The organism is Myroides gitamensis, from assembly GCF_029894455.1.
Taxonomy (GTDB): Bacteria; Bacteroidota; Bacteroidia; order Flavobacteriales; family Flavobacteriaceae; genus Flavobacterium; species Flavobacterium odoratum.
In genome coordinates, this window is the sequence record NZ_JARYHN010000001.1 from 3,273,693 (window position 1) to 3,292,650 (window position 18,958).

The window sequence follows — 18,958 nt, forward strand, 5'->3', positions numbered from 1 at the left end:
AGATTAGCTAATTTACTAGCAAATCAAAATCCGTTTAATAGTCCAAATAAATTCTTTTTCTATTTAAAAAGCTTTCGTTACAAATTTCGCATCTAATTTTGGATAAACAAGACACAAAAAAAAGAAAGGATTGAACAAATCCAAGAAACGCATTTTCCTTCTCTTTGTATTTCTTTTCTATTGCACATGGCTAGGCCTATTTCAGATAAAAACGCCATTTATTTCACCCACAAAAATACGCTTTTCACATTTTTTAGACCGAATAAAAGAAGACATCGATAGGATGTTCATCAAAAACAGCCCATCTTTTCCATAAATGTAGTACTTTGCACTTATTAGAGTTAAAATGAAAACGACATGAAATTATATCAAATTGAAAGTGGCAATTTTAAACTAGACGGCGGTGCCATGTTTGGCGTAGTACCCAAAGCCCTTTGGAATAAAACCAATCCTGCAGATTCAAATAATCAAATCGATTTAGGTGCCCGTTTATTACTCATTGAAGACGGCCAGCGATTAATTTTAATTGACACAGGAATGGGAACCAAACAATCAGATAAGTTTTTTGGTTATTATTCGCTTTGGGGAGATCACACACTTGAAAAGTCATTGGCGAAACACGGTTTTCATCCTGATGATATTACGGATGTATTTTTAACCCATTTGCATTTTGACCACGTTGGCGGAGCAGTAAATTGGAATGCAGCTCGCACAGGCTATGTCAATGCCTTCAAAAACGCGCGTTATTGGTCTAATGAAGAACATTGGAATTGGGCCACTCAACCCAATGCAAGAGAAAAAGCGTCTTTTTTACCTGAAAATTATTCTGCCCATCAAAGAAAGTGGTGCCCTTCATTTTATTGAAAGAAACGATTCTGATTTAGTGTTAGAGACTGATTTAGGCTTTTCTATCTTTTTTGCAGATGGACATACAGATAAACAAATGATTCCCATCTTAAATTACAAAGGACGTAAGCTAGCTTTTACGGCCGACTTATTACCAACAGCTGGTCATATTCCCTTGCCGTATGTCATGGGTTATGATACGCGTCCCTTGTTAACGCTTAGTGAAAAAGAAAAATTTTTAAAAATGGCAGCAGATGAAAATTGGCTGTTATTCTTAGAACATGATGCACATAACGAGATAATTACAGTACAACATACCGAAATAGGAGTACGATTAAATGAAATACTTCACGCTTCTGATATCTTAATTTAATGTTAAGCTGAACGTTTTCAATCAATTATATACTATTTTTATCGGTCTTAAACGAAATTAAAAAACAAAAACAATGCGTTTGATTAAACCAATTTATCTTTCTGCAGCCTTAGCATTTGCTTTAGCTAGCTGTGGAGGCTCAAAAGCGATCATTCAAAAACCAATTTCAGATGTAGATCAATTACCTACAAGAACGAGTGCATTACCAGAAGAACAATTGAAAAGATGGAGTCATTTAGACATCTTAAGAGATACTGTACCTGGAATGTCAGTTGATCGCGCATATGAAGAACTTTTAAAAGGAAAACCACTTCCTAAAAAAGTAGTTGTGGGAGTTATTGACTCTGGTATTGAAATTGATCACGATGATTTGAAAGATCAAGTTTGGACTAATCCAAAAGAAATCGCTGGAAATAATATTGACGATGACAAGAATGGATACATCGATGATATCCATGGATGGAACTTCTTAGGTAAATCAGTACACGAAAATGTAGAAATGGTACGTGTAGTGAGAAGAGGAGACGATGGATCAGAACAATACAAAAGAGCGGTAAAAGAGCTTGCAAAAGAAATCCAAGAGGCAAAAGAAATCCAAGTTAGAGCTGACATGCTAATGCGCGCAAACGAAAGATTGGCTGCATTCTTAGGGAAGAAAGACTATACGATTGAAGATTTAAATGCAATTGGAGATGATGCTTCAGAAGAAATCACGCACTCTAAAAAAGTAATTTCAAACATTCTAAACAATGGTCGTGAGCTTTCTTGGTTAGAAACATACAAAAACTACGGAGATAGCAAGTTAAAATACCACTTAAACGTAGATTACAATGGTCGTGAACTTGTTGGTGATGACCATAGTAATATCAATGATCGCGTATATGGAGACAATAATGTAATTGGTCCAGATCGCGATGAGGCAAAACACGGAACACACGTTTCTGGAATTATTGCTCAAACGAGAAACAATAATTTAGGTGGAGATGGTGTTGCTTCAGAAGTTGCTGAAATTATGGCTTTACGTGCAGTTCCTGATGGAGATGAATACGATAAAGACATCGCATTAGCGATTCGCTATGCAGTAGATAATGGTGCAAAAGTAATCAATGGTAGTTTCGGAAAATACTTTGAAGAAAACAGCCAATGGGTACGTGATGCAATTCAATATGCAGAATCTAAAGATGTATTAATCGTTGTTGCAGCAGGAAATGATGCAATGGATTTAAACATTGAAGGTGGTGTAGAACGCTATCCAAATGACAACGTAAAAATGGGTCCAGAAGTAGCGAGCAACTTCTTAGTTGTTGGAGCTTTAAATCCAAAATTCGGTGAAAATATGGTGGCTACATTCTCAAACTACGGACACTATGATGTAGACGTTTTTGCTCCTGGAGTAAAAATCTACGCAACAACACCACACAATACATATGAGTATTTACAAGGAACGTCAATGGCATCGCCAAACGTTGCTGGAGTTGCTGCTTTAGTAAGAGCTTACTACCCACAATTTACAGCTGCTGAAGTGAAAAAAATCATCATGGATTCAGGTGTAGCTGTAAATATTAATGTAATTGTTGGAGAGAAAAGAGAAGTGAGAAACTTCAATTCGATTTCTACTTCAGGAAAATTTGTTAATGTATACAATGCCTTACTTTTAGCTGAAAAATTAGCTAAGGCAAAAAAATAATCTTTTCTATTTGTAAAGAAAAATGATCCTATACTCCACAACTTAGCTATTCTTTGTTGTGGAGTTTTAATTTAAATAGCGATATGAAAAAATTAGTTGTAGCTTTCTTTTTTTGTTTGCCTTTTATTCATCAGGCTGACGCACAACAGAACCCTAATCCGGGGTATTGGCAACAACATGCTGATTACAGCATGGATGTTAAAATGGATGTCAAAAAATTCACGTATACAGGAACACAATCGGTAGCGTATACCAATAATTCACCTGATACATTACGCAAAGTTTTTTACCACTTATACTTCAATGCGTTTCAACCTAATAGCGATATGGATGCTTTGTTAATGAGTATTCCAGATCCAGATCCCCGTATGGTGGATACAAAGGAAATTCGCGGTAGAAAAATATCAGAAAGCAAAATCAATAAACTCAAAGAGAATGAAATTGGTTTTGTGAAAGTAAAAAAACTAGCGCAAGATGGTTCCCCTATTGAAAGTAAAGTAGTTGGAACGGTATTAGAAGTGACGTTAAACACGCCTTTACCTCCTCACCAAACGACTATATTAGATTTGACTTTCGATGGTCAAGTTCCACAAATGGTTCGTCGTGCTGGACGCAATAGCAAAGAAGGTGTTGCCTTATCTATGGCACAATGGTTCCCTAAATTAGCGGAATACGACTTCGAAGGTTGGCATACGGAACAGTATTTAGGAAGAGAATTTCACAGTGTTTGGAGCAATTATGATGTTAAAATCACCCTGGATAAAGACTATACCGTTGGCGGAACGGGAATCTTGCAAAATAACAATGAAATCGGACATGGATACCAAGATGCTGGAGTAACTGTACCTTCCACAAAAGGAAAAACATTGACTTGGCATTTTAAAGCCGAAAATGTATTGGATTTTACTTGGGCAGCTGATCCTAATTACATCCACGATATTTACGATGGCCCTAATGGTGTAAAATTGCACTTCTTATATAAAAATAACCCTGCAATTCTTGAGAATTGGAAGAACTTACAACCAGTTACGGCTCAATTGATGGATTTTTTCAACAAGAATGTAGGAGAATATCCATATTCACAATATTCTGTGATTCAAGGGGGTGACGGTGGTATGGAATACTCAATGTGTACGTTAATCACTGGAGAACGTAACTTTCCAAGTTTAGTGGGTGTAACAGCGCACGAACTTGCACATAGCTGGTTTCAACATACCTTGGCTACGAATGAAACGAAACACGAATGGATGGATGAAGGATTTACTACCTTTATCTCAGATTTAGCAATGTTGCAAATCCTTCCAAAAAAGGATTTAGAAGATGATAATCCTTTTGCTTCAACGTATAAAAGCTATTACAGCATGATCGCTCGTAATATCCAAGAGCCTTTAACGACGCATTCTGATCATTACTTAACAAATAGAGCCTATTCAATATCAGCGTATAGTCGTGGTTCTATTTTCTTGACTCAATTGGCTTATATCATTGGTTGGGATAATATGATGAAAACACTTCAGGAGTTTTACCGTGACTATAAATTTACTCATCCAACACCAAATGACTTCAAACGCACAGCAGAGCGTTTAACAGGGGCAAATTTGGATTGGTATATGACGGATTGGACGATGACAACCAATACTGTTGATTATGCAGTGTTGTTTGTAGAAGAAATTCAGAAAAATCAATCCTTAGTTACCTTAAAACGCATTGGACGTGCAGGTATGCCTTTGGATATCTTAGTAACCTACCAAGATGGTTCAATGGAAACATTCTATGTGCCATATACTTCAATGCATTGGAATAAACCCAATCAGTATGTAGAATATGAGCGCACTATTTTAGAAGGTTGGGGTTGGGCACAACCAGAATATAAATTCATCATCAATAAACCTAAAAGCACGATTAAAACTATTTTAATCGATCCTAGCCAGTTTATGGCTGATGTCAACCAAGAAAACAACGTGTACCACAACAATTAAAGCGTTGTTCGATACCAAACAAAAGAAAGTCCTAGAAATATTCTAGGACTTTTTTTATACATATCGTTTTCCTTTTCTACCTTTGCACAACCTATGACAAAACAAAACGAAACTTATCCAAGAGAAGAAAAACTAAAAGCAAAAAGGCTTATAGATGAATTATTTATAACAGGTAAATCTGTTAGTAAATATCCTCTTCGCTTGGTGTATATTGAAGTGGATGAAGAGGGAGTTCCGCAATTTCAAACGGGTGTATCTGTATCCAAACGCTATTTTAAAAAGGCGGTTGACCGCAATTATTACAAGCGTTTACTTCGAGAAACCTACCGCAAAAACAAACACCTTCTCGTTGATCAGATGGATAAGAAATTTGCGATGATGCTTTTTTATCAAACAAAGGATCGTTTAAATTACCAAGAAGTAGAACACAAGATGAAAGGGTTATTTGAAAAGTTTATCAAACAACAACAAGCAACCCCTACAGAAAGCGATAATCAAGCGATTTAATCAAGTTTCTATTTGCAAACAACTCAATGTGATTTGTGATTATTTGAAAGGCTTAAATCGCCTTATTTAATTTATATAACATAAAAAAAGCCGAGAAATATCTCGGCTTTTTTTATTGAACTATTTTTAATGTTCCCATAATGGCTTCCAATTCCAGCATCACATTACGCTTACTCATGGAGGGATTATACGTAAATCCTTCTATGATAAGATAATACCCTTCTTTTTTGATAATATAGGTGAGATAAGGACCACTCATAAAGCTATTCTCCATATCCCACGTTCCTTTTATTTCTGTAACTTCCAGACCTTTAGGTTGAATGATTTTATGAAAAGGCTCAAAATCCACACTCATATTCATAAAGGTATCGGGTTCGGAAGAGTGAATGTACTTTCCTACAATCGAATCCCTCAAATAATCCATATCCAGGACAAACTCTCGTTGGGTTGTATAAGGCTTAACCACTTCAAAGGGTAAACTATACACCAAAATATTGCTATTTCCTGAGGCTATTTCCTTTTTATACCAGACAAAATTATCATCGACTAAAACTCGTTTATACGAAGCGGGTAAGTCCATATCGATATGATATCGATCGTGTAACAGCACCGTTTCATATAATGGACCTTCTTTGATTCGCTGTTGAATATCAACAATTTCTTGTTGGTGAAATCGGTTGATAATTGAATCTTTATATTTCAAAAAAGTTGCAATAATGCTCTTGTTATCCGTTCCCTCGATCAAAAAGTAACTCTGAGGTTGTGCATATTGATCCACAATCAATTCAAAATTAGTTTTCTTTTCGCGCATAGAAACGTACACAATATTCTTTCTGTTTTTTGCTGTATTGCCGAAAATACCTGGCGACTGCTGATCTAAATCAAATCGAGGTTCGGTAGGAATAATACCATCGATCCCTGCGGCTAGATAATTGCGAATTGTATCTCCTACATCACTCAACCACAAATCGTCGTCCATGACCAACAAAACGTGATTAATTTGTCCTTGCGAAGGAGTTCGCACGTCTTCTTTTTGCATGGGATTTTTACAACTCATGCAAAACACAAAACAAATAATATAAAATACAGTCTGCTTCAATACATGACTTAATTAATTCTCAACTTCATACCCGGTTGCAACATCGAATTATCGCTCATATTATTCAGCGCTTTTAATTTCGAGATGGTTACACCTGGCAAATTTTTACTGATTGAATAAAGTGAATCACCTTTTTTAACCACATAATAGCCACTAGTCGACGCTTGCGCAACCGTAGATTTACCTACAACCAACTTTTTACCTGGATAAATAACATTCGTTTTCATGTTATTTAAACGCTTTAATTCAACGATAGATAATCCGTATTTTTTAGCGATAACACCCACACTTTCACCTTTTCTAATGGTGTGATATTTATTGCGAACACCCGAAGTTTGCGCAATGGCAATATCATAATTTGGCTTCTCTTTGCGATCCTCCTCAAAATCTACATAAGCGTAAATTTTTTCTTCATTTGAAACTAGCAATCCAGCTTTATCTAAAGGCAAACGCAAAAAATGCAATTCACTAGAAGAATAGGGAACTACTTTCAATTTATAGGTCGGATTCAAGAACTCTAATTCTTCCTGACTAACATCTAATAACTTAGAAATTTGATCAAAACTCATCATGCGTTTTACTGCTACGGTATCCGTTTGAACTAATTTCATTGGGATATTAGCGTTTGCTTTTATTCCATGTTCTTTGGCATATTCAAAAATATACATGGTTGCATAAAAAGCAGGCAGATAATTTTGTGTTTCACGTGGTAAATTTGGTCGAATATTCCAGTAATTCGTCAAACCATTTGAACGGCGAATTGCTTTAGATACGTTACCTGGTCCGGCATTATAAGAAGCCAATACCAAATCCCAATCGCCAAAAATCTTGTATAAATCGCCTAAGAATTTAGCTGCTGCTTCTGAAGATTTTAAAGGGTCAATACGATCATCTTTAAACGAAGAAACTTCTAAATTATACTGTTTACCAGTCGCATACATAAATTGCCATAAACCCGTAGCTCCCATATGAGAAACTGCTTTTGGATTTAAAGCGGATTCTACAATAGCTAGATACTTAACTTCCAACGGAATATTATTCTTAGCTAATTGTTCCTCAAACATGGGAAAATAGTACTCTGAAAGTCCCAATAGACGTTCAAATGACTTTTTTCTTTTCTTTAAAAACGATTTAATTAAGCGTTCTAAAGATTCATTATACTCCACATTAAAGGGTGTTTTTTCATTCATCAACGCCAATCTTTCTTTTAAGACTGCCGTTGTTAATCCATCCCATTCACCATCTTCATCATTAAAGAATTCATCACTTGTCAAGTCTTCGCTCATCTCATCAAACAAATCTTGATTGATCAATTCATCTAGCCAAAGCTTCTCGATGCGTTCGCTAGTAGAATGATTAACAAAACTTGCTTTAATCGAATCCAAATACGCTTGTGGATCTAATTCTTTACTTCTTAATTCAATTCCTTCTGTTTGTTCTTGTGCACTTAACGTAAAAGATAATAGGCTAAAGAGGGATAACGCTACTCCTTTGTAATTCATAATTTTATATTTTGAAAATAGGGTATAGCCACATCCCGTAGCTATACCCTAAGATATTATTCTTGTATTGCTTTGATACCAGGCAATATTTGTCCTTCTAACATTTCTAACATAGCTCCTCCTCCAGTCGATACATAACTCATTTTTGGAGCTAAACCAAATTGCTTAACCGCTGCAACAGAATCTCCACCTCCAACTAAAGAGAATGTTCCATTTTTAGTAGCTTCAGCAATGAAGTTTCCTAATTCAATGGTTCCATTGGCAAATTTATCCATCTCAAATACCCCTAACGGTCCATTCCAAAGAATGATTTTTGAATCTAAAATCACTTTTTTCAAGCTAGCTAATGTTTCAGGACCTACATCTAGTCCTTGCCATCCAGCTGGAATTGCATTTACATTCACAATTTGTGTATTTGCATCTGCAGCAAATGCATCCGCGGCTACTACGTCAATTGGCAAGTGAATTTGAACATTTTTCGCTTTCGCTTGTTCCATAATGCGCATCGCCAATTCTAATTTATCGTCTTCACAAAGTGAATTTCCAATACTTCCACCTAAGGCTTTAACGAAAGTAAAGGCCATTCCTCCACCAATAATCATATGATCGACTTTATCTAAGATATTTTCGATAATGGTAATTTTAGAAGAAACTTTTGAACCACCTAAAATAGCGGTAACTGGTTTTTCAGAACTATTCAAAACCTTGTCAATACTTTCAATTTCTTTCGCTAATAAATAGCCAAAACACTTATCGTTCGGGAAAAATTTAGCTACAATCGTTGTAGAAGCATGTGCGCGGTGTGCTGTACCGAAAGCATCATTAATATAAAAATCAGCAATTGATGCTAATGCAGCTGCAAATTGCTCCTCTCCTTTTTCTTCTTCCGCATAAAAACGCAAGTTTTCTAATAAAATAATGTCTCCAGGTTGACTATGCTCTACCGCAGTTTTTACTGTTTCACCAATACAATCAGCAACAAATGTAACTTTAGCTCCTAGTACCTCTTCTGTCTTTGCAACAATATGGCGCAGTGAAAAGGCATCATTTTTTTCTCCTTTTGGACGACCTAAATGAGAAACTAATATAGCCACTCCTCCATCGTTTACTACCTTTTCAATTGTCGGTTTTGCAGCTTCGATACGATTGGTATCTGTTACTTCAAAAGCCTCATTTAAAGGTACATTAAAATCAACGCGAATTAATACTTTTTTATTTTTAAAATTCACATTATCAATTGTTTTCATAATTGTATTTTTCTAAAATATGTTCTGATTAACGCAAATATAAATCTTTTTAAAATCCAATGGGCGTTTATTTTTGATTATTCTATACCCTTTCCTTTTTTTATGCATCAATTATGGAATATTTTCTACTGAAGAAAACTACTTTGTTCAAATCAACTCCTACTCTTCTTTGAATCAACCTTGAAAAATGAGCTTTTTCTCGAACTTCATCCCCACTTAATTCAAACTTAATCCAAATCAAGTTAGCATAGTACCCCGTAAATACTCGTAAAGTTTTCTTTTTTTTGACTTCCTCATACCCAAAGAAATCGTTTATATTTGCATTATGTTATTTTCAGAAATCGTTGGTCAAAACCACATCAAGAATCACTTACTTCAAAGTGCTAGCACAGGTCGAATTCCTCATGCTCAATTATTTATTGGGCAAGAAGGAACAGGAACATTAGCTATGGCAATTGCCTATGCACAGTATTTACTTTGCAAAAATACGGGAGGTGAAAACACCGGTGGAAACGAAAGTTGTAATATCAAATTCAATGCCTTAATGCACCCCGATTTACATTTTGTTTATCCTGTAGCTACTACAAGTGAGGTAACCAAACATCCAACAAGTGATAAATTTGCCGAACAGTGGAGAGCGTTTCTAAAAGCAAATCCTTATGGCAGTCTTTTTGATTGGTATAACCACATTGATATTCAAAATAAACAAGGTCAAATTGGCGTGGATGAAGCGGGTGAAATTCTGAAAAAACTAGCTTTAAAATCCTACGAAGGAGGATATAAAATTATGATTATTTGGATGGCCGATAAACTCAATACAGAGGCTTCCAATAAGATTTTAAAGATTCTGGAAGAACCGCCTGCTAAGACTATTTTTATTTTGATTGCCGAAAATGAGCAATCCATTCTTCAAACGATTTTATCGCGTTGTCAATTATTGCGTTTTAACGCCCTAAACAGCGTTGAAATAGAACAAGCACTCGTGGCTAATCAGCATTGTGATGCACAACAAGCCGCATTACTTGCACGTCAAGCACAAGGCAACTACAACAAAGCTTTACAGTTGGTTTCCAATGCTGCTGATTCGGCTGATTTTGAACAAAAATTTGTTACCTGGGTACGTGCTGCTTTTCGAGCAAAAGGCAACGCCGCGGTAATTAAGAACTTGATTGAGTGGAGCGAAGATTTAGCAACCTTAGGAAGAGAGCAACAAAAGCAGTTTTTAGAATTTTGTATTGAACTATTTAGACAAGCGCTTTTATACAATTATCAGTCGCCTAATCTAGTATATTATCAAACGTCTGTAGATAAATTTAAGTTAGAAAATTTTGCTCCTTTTGTCAATGGTGCCAATATGGATGAGATTTTTGAAGAACTATCTCAAGCGATGTACCACATTGAGCGCAACGGAAACAGCAAAATGATTTTCACTGACTTATCGATCAAATTAACGCGTTTGATTCACAAAAAATAGCGAAACTATTCTGTTTCGCTATCTGGTATTGTACGTTGGTATAATTTTAATTCTTCCCAAGTAAATTCGTTATTTGAGGCATTTTTTATTTCCGCAAGAGGTTTGCCTTCGTGTGAAGTAAATACTTGCTGTAATCGCTCTATTTTGTCTTGATCTAGCACTTCATTTAATTGAATCTTACCATCCGAAATCAATTTAGCTAAATGCGAAAAAATAGTTGTTGGTGTTAACTTGCGTTCTTGTGCAATAGCATCTACACGTAGTCCATCCATCCACAGCTCATACGTAATAGCAAAAGTACTTTTCTTTTTTTCTTTTTTTTCCTTGTCTTTGGTCTTAAGATCTTCAATTAAATCATAATCGTCCTGTAAATCCAATCGACTCGTACGCAAAAGAGAAGCAATATGAGTGAGGTGATTAATTCGATACTCCCCTACCTCTAAACTTCTTAAATTCTCTTTGGTTAAACGCTCCTTTTTGATTACCAAATCCACAATTTGTTTGGCCTTTTTTACATCCAAAACAACTTTAATAGTTTGATCTTCTAAAGCTTCTAATTCCGTAAAAAACGTTTTCATTTGTCTTTTACCTCTCACTTGAGCCATGGTAAATAACAATTCAAACACCACGTGGTCTAAAGTTGGGAAAAAATAAGCATAGGCTTTATCTACGCGTTCTTTTACAAAATTAATATCCACTGTGGGTTCCAGAAAAAGACGCTTCAATTGGATGATAAATTTATCCGCTAGCACGACTAATTCTTCAAGCGTTTGAACAATTTTCATCGTCCAACTCTTAAATTCACTCTTCTTGCTTCGCTCGGCTTCGTCATTATATGAATACAAGTGATTGCGCCAATTTTGACTCAATCCTTTCCAAGAAAAAGCTTCTTGCAATCGCTCTTCTAAGAAAAGCAAGGTCTGCTTGTGTATTTCTTCTTCTAAGGTCTCTTTATCGGCCTTGTTTTTGGCGTATTGCATGACATCGTAATCGTTCTTTAATCCATTCATCTGAATAGGCGTCAAAAGAACCAATCCTTGCAGTGATTTCAAACGAGATAGGGCAACATAAGCCTGACCCGGTAAAAACACCTTAGAAACGTCTAAAATCGCTTTCTCGAAGGTTAATCCCTGGCTTTTGTGAACCGTAATGGCCCAAGCTAGTTTTAAAGGGTAATGGGTGAAAGTTCCCAAAAGCTCTTCCTCAATTTCTTTTGTATTCGGATTGACTTTGTAGCGAATGTTTTGCCATTCATAACGTTCCACTTCTATCACTTGATTCTCCTCCGGAAACTTGACATAAATTTCACTTGGACTCAATTTTTGAACAATCCCCATCTTGCCATTGTAATACTTCTTCTCAAAGGACAAATCATTTTTTATAAAAATAACCTGTGCTCCTACTTTCAATTGCAATTGATTTTCGATGGGATAAATATTCGTTGGAAATTCACCTACAACTTCGGCTTGAAAAGTATACGGTTTTGCCTCTAATGCCTCTAGCGAATCTGAATTAATCGTATCGGCTTTGGCATTATGCGTGGTCAATGTAATATACCCAGCTGTTTTTTGCTGATCAAAGGTTGGGTTAACATACTGATTAAGCACTTGTAAATTAGCTGGGGTAATGGTATTATTTCTCAGGTTATTCAAAATTTGAATAAACGCATCATCGGATTGACGATAGACTTTATCCAATTCGATATACAACGGTGGATTACCTTGAATAACATTGGAATGAAAAAAGTAAGATCCTTCGTAATAACGACGTAAAACTTCCCATTCTTCGTTTTTTACCACAGGAGGTAATTGTAGTAAATCTCCAATAAACAACAGCTGAACGCCTCCAAAAGGCTTATTATTTCGTCGAATGGTCTGCAGCATAAAATCCATTGCATCTAATACATCTGCACGCAGCATACTCACTTCATCAACAATAAGCAATTCCAAATTGAGAAAAAGGGATCGACGCATATTGCTCATTCGAAAATGCTTCTTAATCGAAACGCGATTTTCAAACTTGACATATTCACTAAAAATAGGCGGATTAACAGCATCTGGAATAAATGCAGCCAACGGAAAATGGAAAAAAGAATGGATCGTAACACCACCTGCATTCAACGCTGCAATACCAGTTGGTGCAACAATAACGGTATTTTTATGGGTGCTATTGACAATCTCTTTCAACAACGTGGTTTTACCTGTCCCTGCTTTTCCAGTTAAAAAAATGGACTGCTTGGTCTCGTTGATAAACTGTAAAACATACGTGGCTTCTCTAGAAAAATTTTCCATTTTTTGAGGTAAGATAAAACTAAAATTGGTTTATAAATAAAAATAGTCCCAAGAATACTTAGGACTATTTGAATACTATATGTAATTAACTATAATTATTTTTCTTCTTTTACTGCAGGAGTAGCTTCTTTTTTACCATCTACTGTACTAGCTGCTGCAGAACCTTGGTATTTTGCGTTTAATTCTTTGATAATATCTTCAGTGATATTATACTCGTCTTTACCGTAAATCACAGTAGAAGCCTCTTCTGTATTAAATACATAATCTAAGTTCTTCTTCTTTGCATAATCAGCAATGTGAGATTTTACTTTCTTCACGATAGAATCCATCTCTTTCGTACTTTCAGCTTGTAACTCTTGGAAAATAGTTTGTTGCTTAACTTGTAACTGTTGTTCTCTACGTTGTAACTCACCACCTTTTTGTTGAGCCCATGCTTGACCTTTTTCAGCAGCATTAGTTTGGAAGCTTTGAACCTCACGTTGAAATTGTGCAATTTCTCCTTCGAAAGCTTTCCCTTTCTCTTCAGATTTTATTTTGTATTTTGATTCAATATCTTTTACCTCTTGATATTCTGTCATTAATTTAGAAGAATCAATATACGCAGTTTTAAATTCTGTTGTAGCAGCAGTGTTTGCATTGTTGTTACAAGAAACTAACAATCCCGCTAATCCTAATACGAAAATACCTTTTTTCATTTTTGATTTTTTTAAAAACATGTAAAATTAAAAAAACTTTTAATGTTTACTACATTATTTCAATTTATATCTAACAATAAATAATACTTATATATAAAGCAAGTTACATAAATAAAATCTATTAAAATAGGTTTTTTTAGCTTTAAATACATCCATTATCTTTTTTTCTTTATACATACACTTACCTCTTAGGTAAAAAGTGTCTTAAAACGCTTTAAAATAGCTTTTATCACTCCTTTTTACACTTTTACGTCCAAAAGTGAAAGAACTAGGCTGTTTTGGACAAACAATAAATTAAAGAGGAATATTCCATCGAATTTCTTGCTTCTACATTAGAACGCAATCCAACAAAAAAAGCTTTGATCCAATTCTTCTTTCCATTTTTATATTCTTCAGATAAAAGGGAAACATAAAAGCTATCAAAAAGCATAGGCTGTAATTCATCCACTTTAAAATCAAACTGCGCAAAAATTGTAGCAATTGATTTTTGTGAAAAATGCCAAATATGACGAGGTACATCAAAAGCAGCCCAGTACTCTTTATAATGCATCGCATCGTATGATTTGTAATTGGGAACTGCTAAAATCAATTTGCCTTCTGGTTTTAATAAACGACGTAACGCTATAATTTGCTCCTCTAAATTAGGTATATGTTCTAACACATGCCAAAGGGTAATTACATCGAAAGAATGATCAGGCAGGTCACTCAATTGCTTTGCGATTGTTATTCCTTTTTTAGTAGCCAATTCGCTTGCTTTATCATTGGGTTCAAATCCTGTTGTCGTCCACCCTCTTTTTTTTGCTTCGACCAAAAAATCTCCTGTACCACATCCAATATCCAAAAGTGATCCAACTGTATTATTTTGTTTAAATAATAAATCTACTTTTTTGCGCAAAGCAATTTTTTTTACTCCTTGGTATAAACGTTCAAATAAATTTCGCTTTCCATCGGTATGCGAAATATAATTTTCACTTTGATAATAATTGCCTAAAATTTCTTTTGGTGGAATTGGATCTGTTAGCAACAAATCATATGCACGATTATAGTATAAGGAAAATATTTCTTGAGAAACGGTGTAATCTTTTACCGCTAAAAATTTTTCATCTTTTGTAAAATTCATGTCTTTCATTTCATCCAAACTAATTCCAATTTTTCGATTATATGCGTCAATAAAAATTTTAAATCCTCAGCCATCGACTTTTCAAATTTAAAATTTATTACTACAAAAGCACCTTCTTTTTCAAATTAATATTTGATCAAATTTCTTTCAATAAATTTTATTTTTCAACTCAAGGGGCAAATTACAATTTGCCCTTACGGGATCATTTTTCAATTTTAAATCTACAGGTAAATTTCATCAATAAATTTTATTTTTCAGATCATGGGGTAAATTGCAATTTGCTCTTACAAGATCATTTTTCAATTTTAAATCTGTAGCTAAATTTCATCAATAAATTTTATTTTTCAGATCATGGGGTAAATTGCAATTTGCTCTTACAAGATCATTTTTCAATTTTAAATCTGCTGCTAAATTTCATCAATAAATTTTATTTTTCAGATCATGGGGCGAATTGCAATTTGCTCTTACAAGATCATTTTTCAATTTTAAATCTGTAGCTAAATTCCATCAACAAATTTTATTTTTTCAACTCAAGGGGCGAATTACCATTCGCCCTTACGGGATCGTTTTTCAATTTCAAATCTGCAGGTAAATTCTATCCCTAAATTTTATTTTTCAAATCAAGGGGCGAATTGCTATTCGCCCTTACGAGATCATTTTTCAAGTCAAAATCTGTAGCTAAATTCTATCCCTAAATTTTATTTTTTCAAGTCAAGGGACAAATTGCAATTCGCCCTTACAGAATCATTTTTCAATTTCAAATCTCTTAATAGGTCCTAATAACGAATGTGGCTTTTTCTGGTCTAGAAGGCGAATAACAACACTTTCTCACTTGATGCTTTACTTTAACTAACGCTGTAATTGATTGTAAAGATGGGGGTTAATTTGATACTACTAAACAAAAAAATAAGGATTGTTCCACGTGGAACAATCCTTATCTAATCCTTTACTCTATTTCTTATCTCCCCATATGGATCAATAGAATTGATATATCTGTCGGGGTTACTCCACTGATACGTGAGGCTTGAGAGATCGTTACTGGACGAATCTTTTTGAACTTCTCACGGGACTCAAACGACAGCGAAACGATCTTATCATAATCAAAATTCTCTGGTATTTTAACGTCCTCTAAACGGGTTAATTTGTCCGCATTATTCTTTTCCTTTTCAATGTAGCCAGAATATTTAACTTGGATTTCTGCCTGCTCAATTACCTCCTGATCGATGCCTGTTTCAGCAATATACTCCTCCACTTTTTTGAATTTAAGGATGTCCTCTAATTCAATTTGTGGACGCGAAAATACCTTAAACATCTTATCCGGTTGACTCATTAAAGAGGATCCTTTCGCTTCTAAAATCGGATTTGCCTCTTCTTTTTTGACGCTTGTTTCCTTGAAAAACTCAACGAATTTTTCCGACTCCTCACGTTTATATTCCATTCTTCTCATGCGCTCTTCTGAAGCTAAACCGATCGAAAACGACATCGGTGTCAATCGGAAATCGGCATTATCTTGACGCAATAAAGTACGATATTCAGCTCGAGAAGTAAACATACGATAAGGCTCTTCTGTTCCTTTTGTAATCAAATCATCAATCAAAACTCCGATATAAGCTTCATCTCTTCGCAAGATTAAAGGCTCTTTTTCGTGCACTTTTAAGTGTGCATTTATACCTGCCATCAATCCTTGAGAAGCTGCTTCTTCGTATCCAGTTGTACCGTTAATTTGACCTGCAAAATACAGTCCATCGACCAATTTTGTTTCTAACGTATGCTTCAATTGTGTAGGTGGAAAATAGTCATATTCGATAGCATAACCTGGTCTAAATATCTTTGCATTTTCAAAACCTGCTACTGCACGTAACGCTTTAAATTGGATATCCTCAGGCAACGAAGTAGAGAATCCATTCACGTAAATTTCGCATGTATTCCATCCTTCTGGCTCCACAAAAATCTGATGTCTTTCTTTATCAGCAAAGCGATTTATCTTGTCTTCAATAGAAGGACAATAACGTGGACCAAGACTTTTTATACGTCCTGTAAACATCGGAGAACGGTCAAAACCTTCACGAAGTAGATCGTGAACCTCTCCAGAAGTATAGGTCATAAAACAGTCTCTTTGCTGTTTTAAAGGCGACGTAACATCCATATAAGAGAACTTCGATGGGTTAACATCACCGCCTTGCACTTCCATTTTTGAATAATCTAACGAGCGTCCATCCACTCGTGGAGGAGTTCCTGTCTTCATACGTCCTGCAGTAAAACCAAGTTTTACTAAATCTTCTGTAATACCAAAAGCTGCACCTTCTCCTGCTCTACCCCCACCAAACTGTTTTTCACCGATATGAATTAACCCATTTAGGAAAGTTCCATTCGTCAAAATTACAGTCTTCGCTTTGATGGTTAAGCCCAAACTTGTCACTACACCTTCAATTTTATGGTTATTCACCAACAACGATTTTACCATATCTTGGTAAAAATCCAAGTTTGGAGTTCCCTCTAACATCAAGCGCCAAGTCTCAGAAAAGCGCATACGATCCGATTGCACACGTGGTGACCACATCGCTGGACCTTTGGATTTATTCAGCATTTTAAATTGAATCGCCGTCTGATCAGACACGATTCCTGAATATCCACCCAATGCATCGATCTCACGTACGATTTGTCCTTTAGCAATTCCACCCATGGCAGGATTACAAGACATCTGAGCGATATTCTGCAAGCTCATGGTAATCAAAAGGGTTTTTGATCCCATATTCGCTGCTGCTGCTGCTGCCTCGGAACCGGCATGTCCACCACCAACAACAATTACATCATATATATCTTGAAAAATACTCATTCTTAAAAAATCTAGTCAATTATTGTTCCACGTGGAACATTTTCATCTTTTCTTCTTCTTTTTGACGCATTAAAGCTTCGTCTTCTTCCCCCTTATCTTTATACCCGCAATAATGAAGAACTCCATGCGCCATCACACGCAGCAATTCAACATCAAATGCTACCTCAAAATCAGCAGCATTATCTTTTACACGTTCAATACTAATAAAAATATCACCTCCAACTACCTGATTTTCAGTGTAATCGAAACTAATTATATCAGTAAGCGTGTCGTGATCCAAATACTTTACATTGATATCATGCAAGTATTCATCCGTACAAAAAATATAGTTGATTTCCCCCGTTAAAAAACCCTCCGAAGCAATAATGGACTCAATCCACGCTTCATATTGTTCCTCTTTTTGGAGTGAAAAATCTAGTTCGTAATTAAAAGTTATCATATAAAAATCTAAATATCAGGCAAAGGTACGATGAAAATCAAAACAGTAATACACTGAAATCTAAAAACATTCCTAAATAGAAAGAGCGATTTAAAAAAAAATAGCATCCCTTTACCCCTATTTGGTTCTATAAGAACTTAAACACTACTAAACGGCTAAAAAACCGTAAAGATTTCCTGGGTTCTAAAATGCCAAGCCATAAACCAAGAAATTAGAACAAACAACGTCTTGTAGTTTGCGTAAAAAGAAAAAAGTAATTCCAATTTTCATATAAACAAAATACAGGCGCTTCTTTAAAAAAGTATCTCTCAAAGATACAACAATAAACCCCAGTAGGAAGAAAAAGAGTTTTGAAATTACGAACAAATTTTAAAAAGATTTTAGCCAGAATTTTAATATTCTGCGACAAGTCTCAGCAAAAAAAAATACGCCAAATACAAGGGGGTGAAAAAAACCAATCGAACAACGAGAGGAGCAGGATAAAAAAACTGCAAGCTGTACTTTCCACATTTCCATCAACCTTCAAGAAAAAATTTTATACGACAATTACAAAAGATCTATAAAAAACAAAAGACTTAACAAGTATAAATTCTAAAACGGCTCCGCTCCTATTTTCATTATTTGGAATGAAGACCAAGAAAAAAACAAATAAGTAAAATACAAGAACTAGGAAAAATAATCAAAAAGTTATGTAGATCCGAATTAGAAAATGTTCTGTTTCTCTTTCGCGTATTTCAACCGAAGATTAAGAAGAAAATGTATAAGCAAAATACAAGCCATCAAAAAAATAAATCAAAAGGAAAAAATAAGATGGCCAAATAAATTTGACCGCTTCTATTTTTAGTATTTCAACCAAATACTCA

At 35.1% G+C, this 18,958-nt stretch carries 12 protein-coding genes and 1 pseudogene; 5 read left to right on the plus strand and 8 right to left on the minus strand.

Translation table 11 applies throughout. The features are described from left to right. Nucleotides 1–357 precede the first annotated feature (357 nt). The 4 genes and pseudogenes from M2306_RS14500 to rnpA all read left to right on the plus strand — a co-directional run bounded on the left by M2306_RS14500 (nt 358) and on the right by rnpA (nt 5,392). Nucleotides 358–1,219 (plus strand): annotated as a pseudogene (locus M2306_RS14500) (MBL fold metallo-hydrolase). A 73-nt stretch (nt 1,220–1,292) separates the two neighbouring features. Beyond that, nucleotides 1,293–2,906 carry a S8 family peptidase gene (locus M2306_RS14505; RefSeq protein WP_259190877.1) on the plus strand — a complete coding sequence of 538 codons (1,614 nt, stop codon included), beginning with the start codon at nt 1,293–1,295 and terminating at the stop codon, nt 2,904–2,906. Between the two features lie 83 nt (nt 2,907–2,989). Further along, entirely contained in the window at nt 2,990–4,885 is a 1,896-nt protein-coding gene (locus M2306_RS14510; protein WP_259190876.1) for a M1 family metallopeptidase, read from the plus strand. Nucleotides 4,886–4,978: 93 nt separating this feature from the next. After that, complete coding sequence (gene rnpA, locus M2306_RS14515; RefSeq protein WP_259190875.1) at nt 4,979–5,392, plus strand: ribonuclease P protein component; 414 nt, start codon at nt 4,979–4,981, stop codon at nt 5,390–5,392. 112 nt (nt 5,393–5,504) lie between these two features. On the opposite strand, the gene M2306_RS14520 is transcribed toward rnpA, so the two are convergent. From M2306_RS14520 to M2306_RS14530, 3 genes are all read right to left on the minus strand, one after another. Beyond that, the gene (locus M2306_RS14520) at nt 5,505–6,431 is read right to left on the minus strand and encodes a DUF4837 family protein (RefSeq protein WP_259190874.1); all 927 of its coding nucleotides are present in this window, start codon (nt 6,429–6,431) and stop codon (nt 5,505–5,507) included. A 68-nt stretch (nt 6,432–6,499) separates the two neighbouring features. Beyond that, a complete protein-coding gene (locus M2306_RS14525; RefSeq protein ID WP_259190873.1) occupies nt 6,500–7,993 on the minus strand; it encodes a lytic transglycosylase domain-containing protein in 1,494 nt (497 codons plus the stop codon). A gap of 56 nt (nt 7,994–8,049) precedes the next feature. Next, nucleotides 8,050–9,240 carry a phosphoglycerate kinase gene (locus M2306_RS14530; protein WP_115092102.1) on the minus strand — a complete coding sequence of 397 codons (1,191 nt, stop codon included), beginning with the start codon at nt 9,238–9,240 and terminating at the stop codon, nt 8,050–8,052. Nucleotides 9,241–9,565: 325 nt separating this feature from the next. Between M2306_RS14530 and M2306_RS14535 the strand changes: the two genes are divergently transcribed. After that, nucleotides 9,566–10,714, plus strand: coding sequence for a DNA polymerase III subunit (locus M2306_RS14535; RefSeq protein WP_259190872.1), 1,149 nt, complete (start codon nt 9,566–9,568; stop codon nt 10,712–10,714). 5 nt (nt 10,715–10,719) lie between these two features. On the opposite strand, the gene M2306_RS14540 is transcribed toward M2306_RS14535, so the two are convergent. From M2306_RS14540 to ybeY, 5 genes are all read right to left on the minus strand, one after another. After that, entirely contained in the window at nt 10,720–13,005 is a 2,286-nt protein-coding gene (locus M2306_RS14540) for a helix-turn-helix domain-containing protein (protein ID WP_259190870.1), read from the minus strand. Between the two features lie 95 nt (nt 13,006–13,100). Then, entirely contained in the window at nt 13,101–13,700 is a 600-nt protein-coding gene (locus tag M2306_RS14545; RefSeq protein WP_002988652.1) for an OmpH/Skp family outer membrane protein, read from the minus strand. 268 nt (nt 13,701–13,968) lie between these two features. Next, nucleotides 13,969–14,820 carry a class I SAM-dependent methyltransferase gene (locus M2306_RS14550; protein ID WP_115092794.1) on the minus strand — a complete coding sequence of 284 codons (852 nt, stop codon included), beginning with the start codon at nt 14,818–14,820 and terminating at the stop codon, nt 13,969–13,971. 958 nt (nt 14,821–15,778) lie between these two features. Further along, the gene (gene mnmG, locus M2306_RS14555; RefSeq protein ID WP_181816746.1) at nt 15,779–17,656 is read right to left on the minus strand and encodes a tRNA uridine-5-carboxymethylaminomethyl(34) synthesis enzyme MnmG; all 1,878 of its coding nucleotides are present in this window, start codon (nt 17,654–17,656) and stop codon (nt 15,779–15,781) included. Nucleotides 17,657–17,675: 19 nt separating this feature from the next. After that, nucleotides 17,676–18,095, minus strand: coding sequence for an rRNA maturation RNase YbeY (gene ybeY, locus M2306_RS14560; RefSeq protein ID WP_259190869.1), 420 nt, complete (start codon nt 18,093–18,095; stop codon nt 17,676–17,678). Between the last annotated feature and the right edge of the window lie 863 nt (nt 18,096–18,958).

Excerpts from the sequence above, each read along its gene's own strand:
- M2306_RS14520 (WP_259190874.1), bottom strand. The coding sequence starts at position 6,431 with ATGCAAAAAGAAGACGTGCGAACTCCTTCGCAAGGACAAATTAATCAC.
- M2306_RS14535 (WP_259190872.1), top strand. The coding sequence starts at position 9,566 with ATGTTATTTTCAGAAATCGTTGGTCAAAACCACATCAAGAATCACTTA.
- M2306_RS14530 (WP_115092102.1), bottom strand. The coding sequence starts at position 9,240 with ATGAAAACAATTGATAATGTGAATTTTAAAAATAAAAAAGTATTAATT.
- M2306_RS14510 (WP_259190876.1), top strand. The coding sequence starts at position 2,990 with ATGAAAAAATTAGTTGTAGCTTTCTTTTTTTGTTTGCCTTTTATTCAT.
- M2306_RS14545 (WP_002988652.1), bottom strand. The coding sequence starts at position 13,700 with ATGAAAAAAGGTATTTTCGTATTAGGATTAGCGGGATTGTTAGTTTCT.
- mnmG (WP_181816746.1), bottom strand. The coding sequence starts at position 17,656 with ATGAGTATTTTTCAAGATATATATGATGTAATTGTTGTTGGTGGTGGA.
- ybeY (WP_259190869.1), bottom strand. The coding sequence starts at position 18,095 with ATGATAACTTTTAATTACGAACTAGATTTTTCACTCCAAAAAGAGGAA.
- M2306_RS14525 (WP_259190873.1), bottom strand. The coding sequence starts at position 7,993 with ATGAATTACAAAGGAGTAGCGTTATCCCTCTTTAGCCTATTATCTTTT.
- rnpA (WP_259190875.1), top strand. The coding sequence starts at position 4,979 with ATGACAAAACAAAACGAAACTTATCCAAGAGAAGAAAAACTAAAAGCA.
- M2306_RS14540 (WP_259190870.1), bottom strand. The coding sequence starts at position 13,005 with ATGGAAAATTTTTCTAGAGAAGCCACGTATGTTTTACAGTTTATCAAC.
- M2306_RS14550 (WP_115092794.1), bottom strand. The coding sequence starts at position 14,820 with ATGAATTTTACAAAAGATGAAAAATTTTTAGCGGTAAAAGATTACACC.
- M2306_RS14505 (WP_259190877.1), top strand. The coding sequence starts at position 1,293 with ATGCGTTTGATTAAACCAATTTATCTTTCTGCAGCCTTAGCATTTGCT.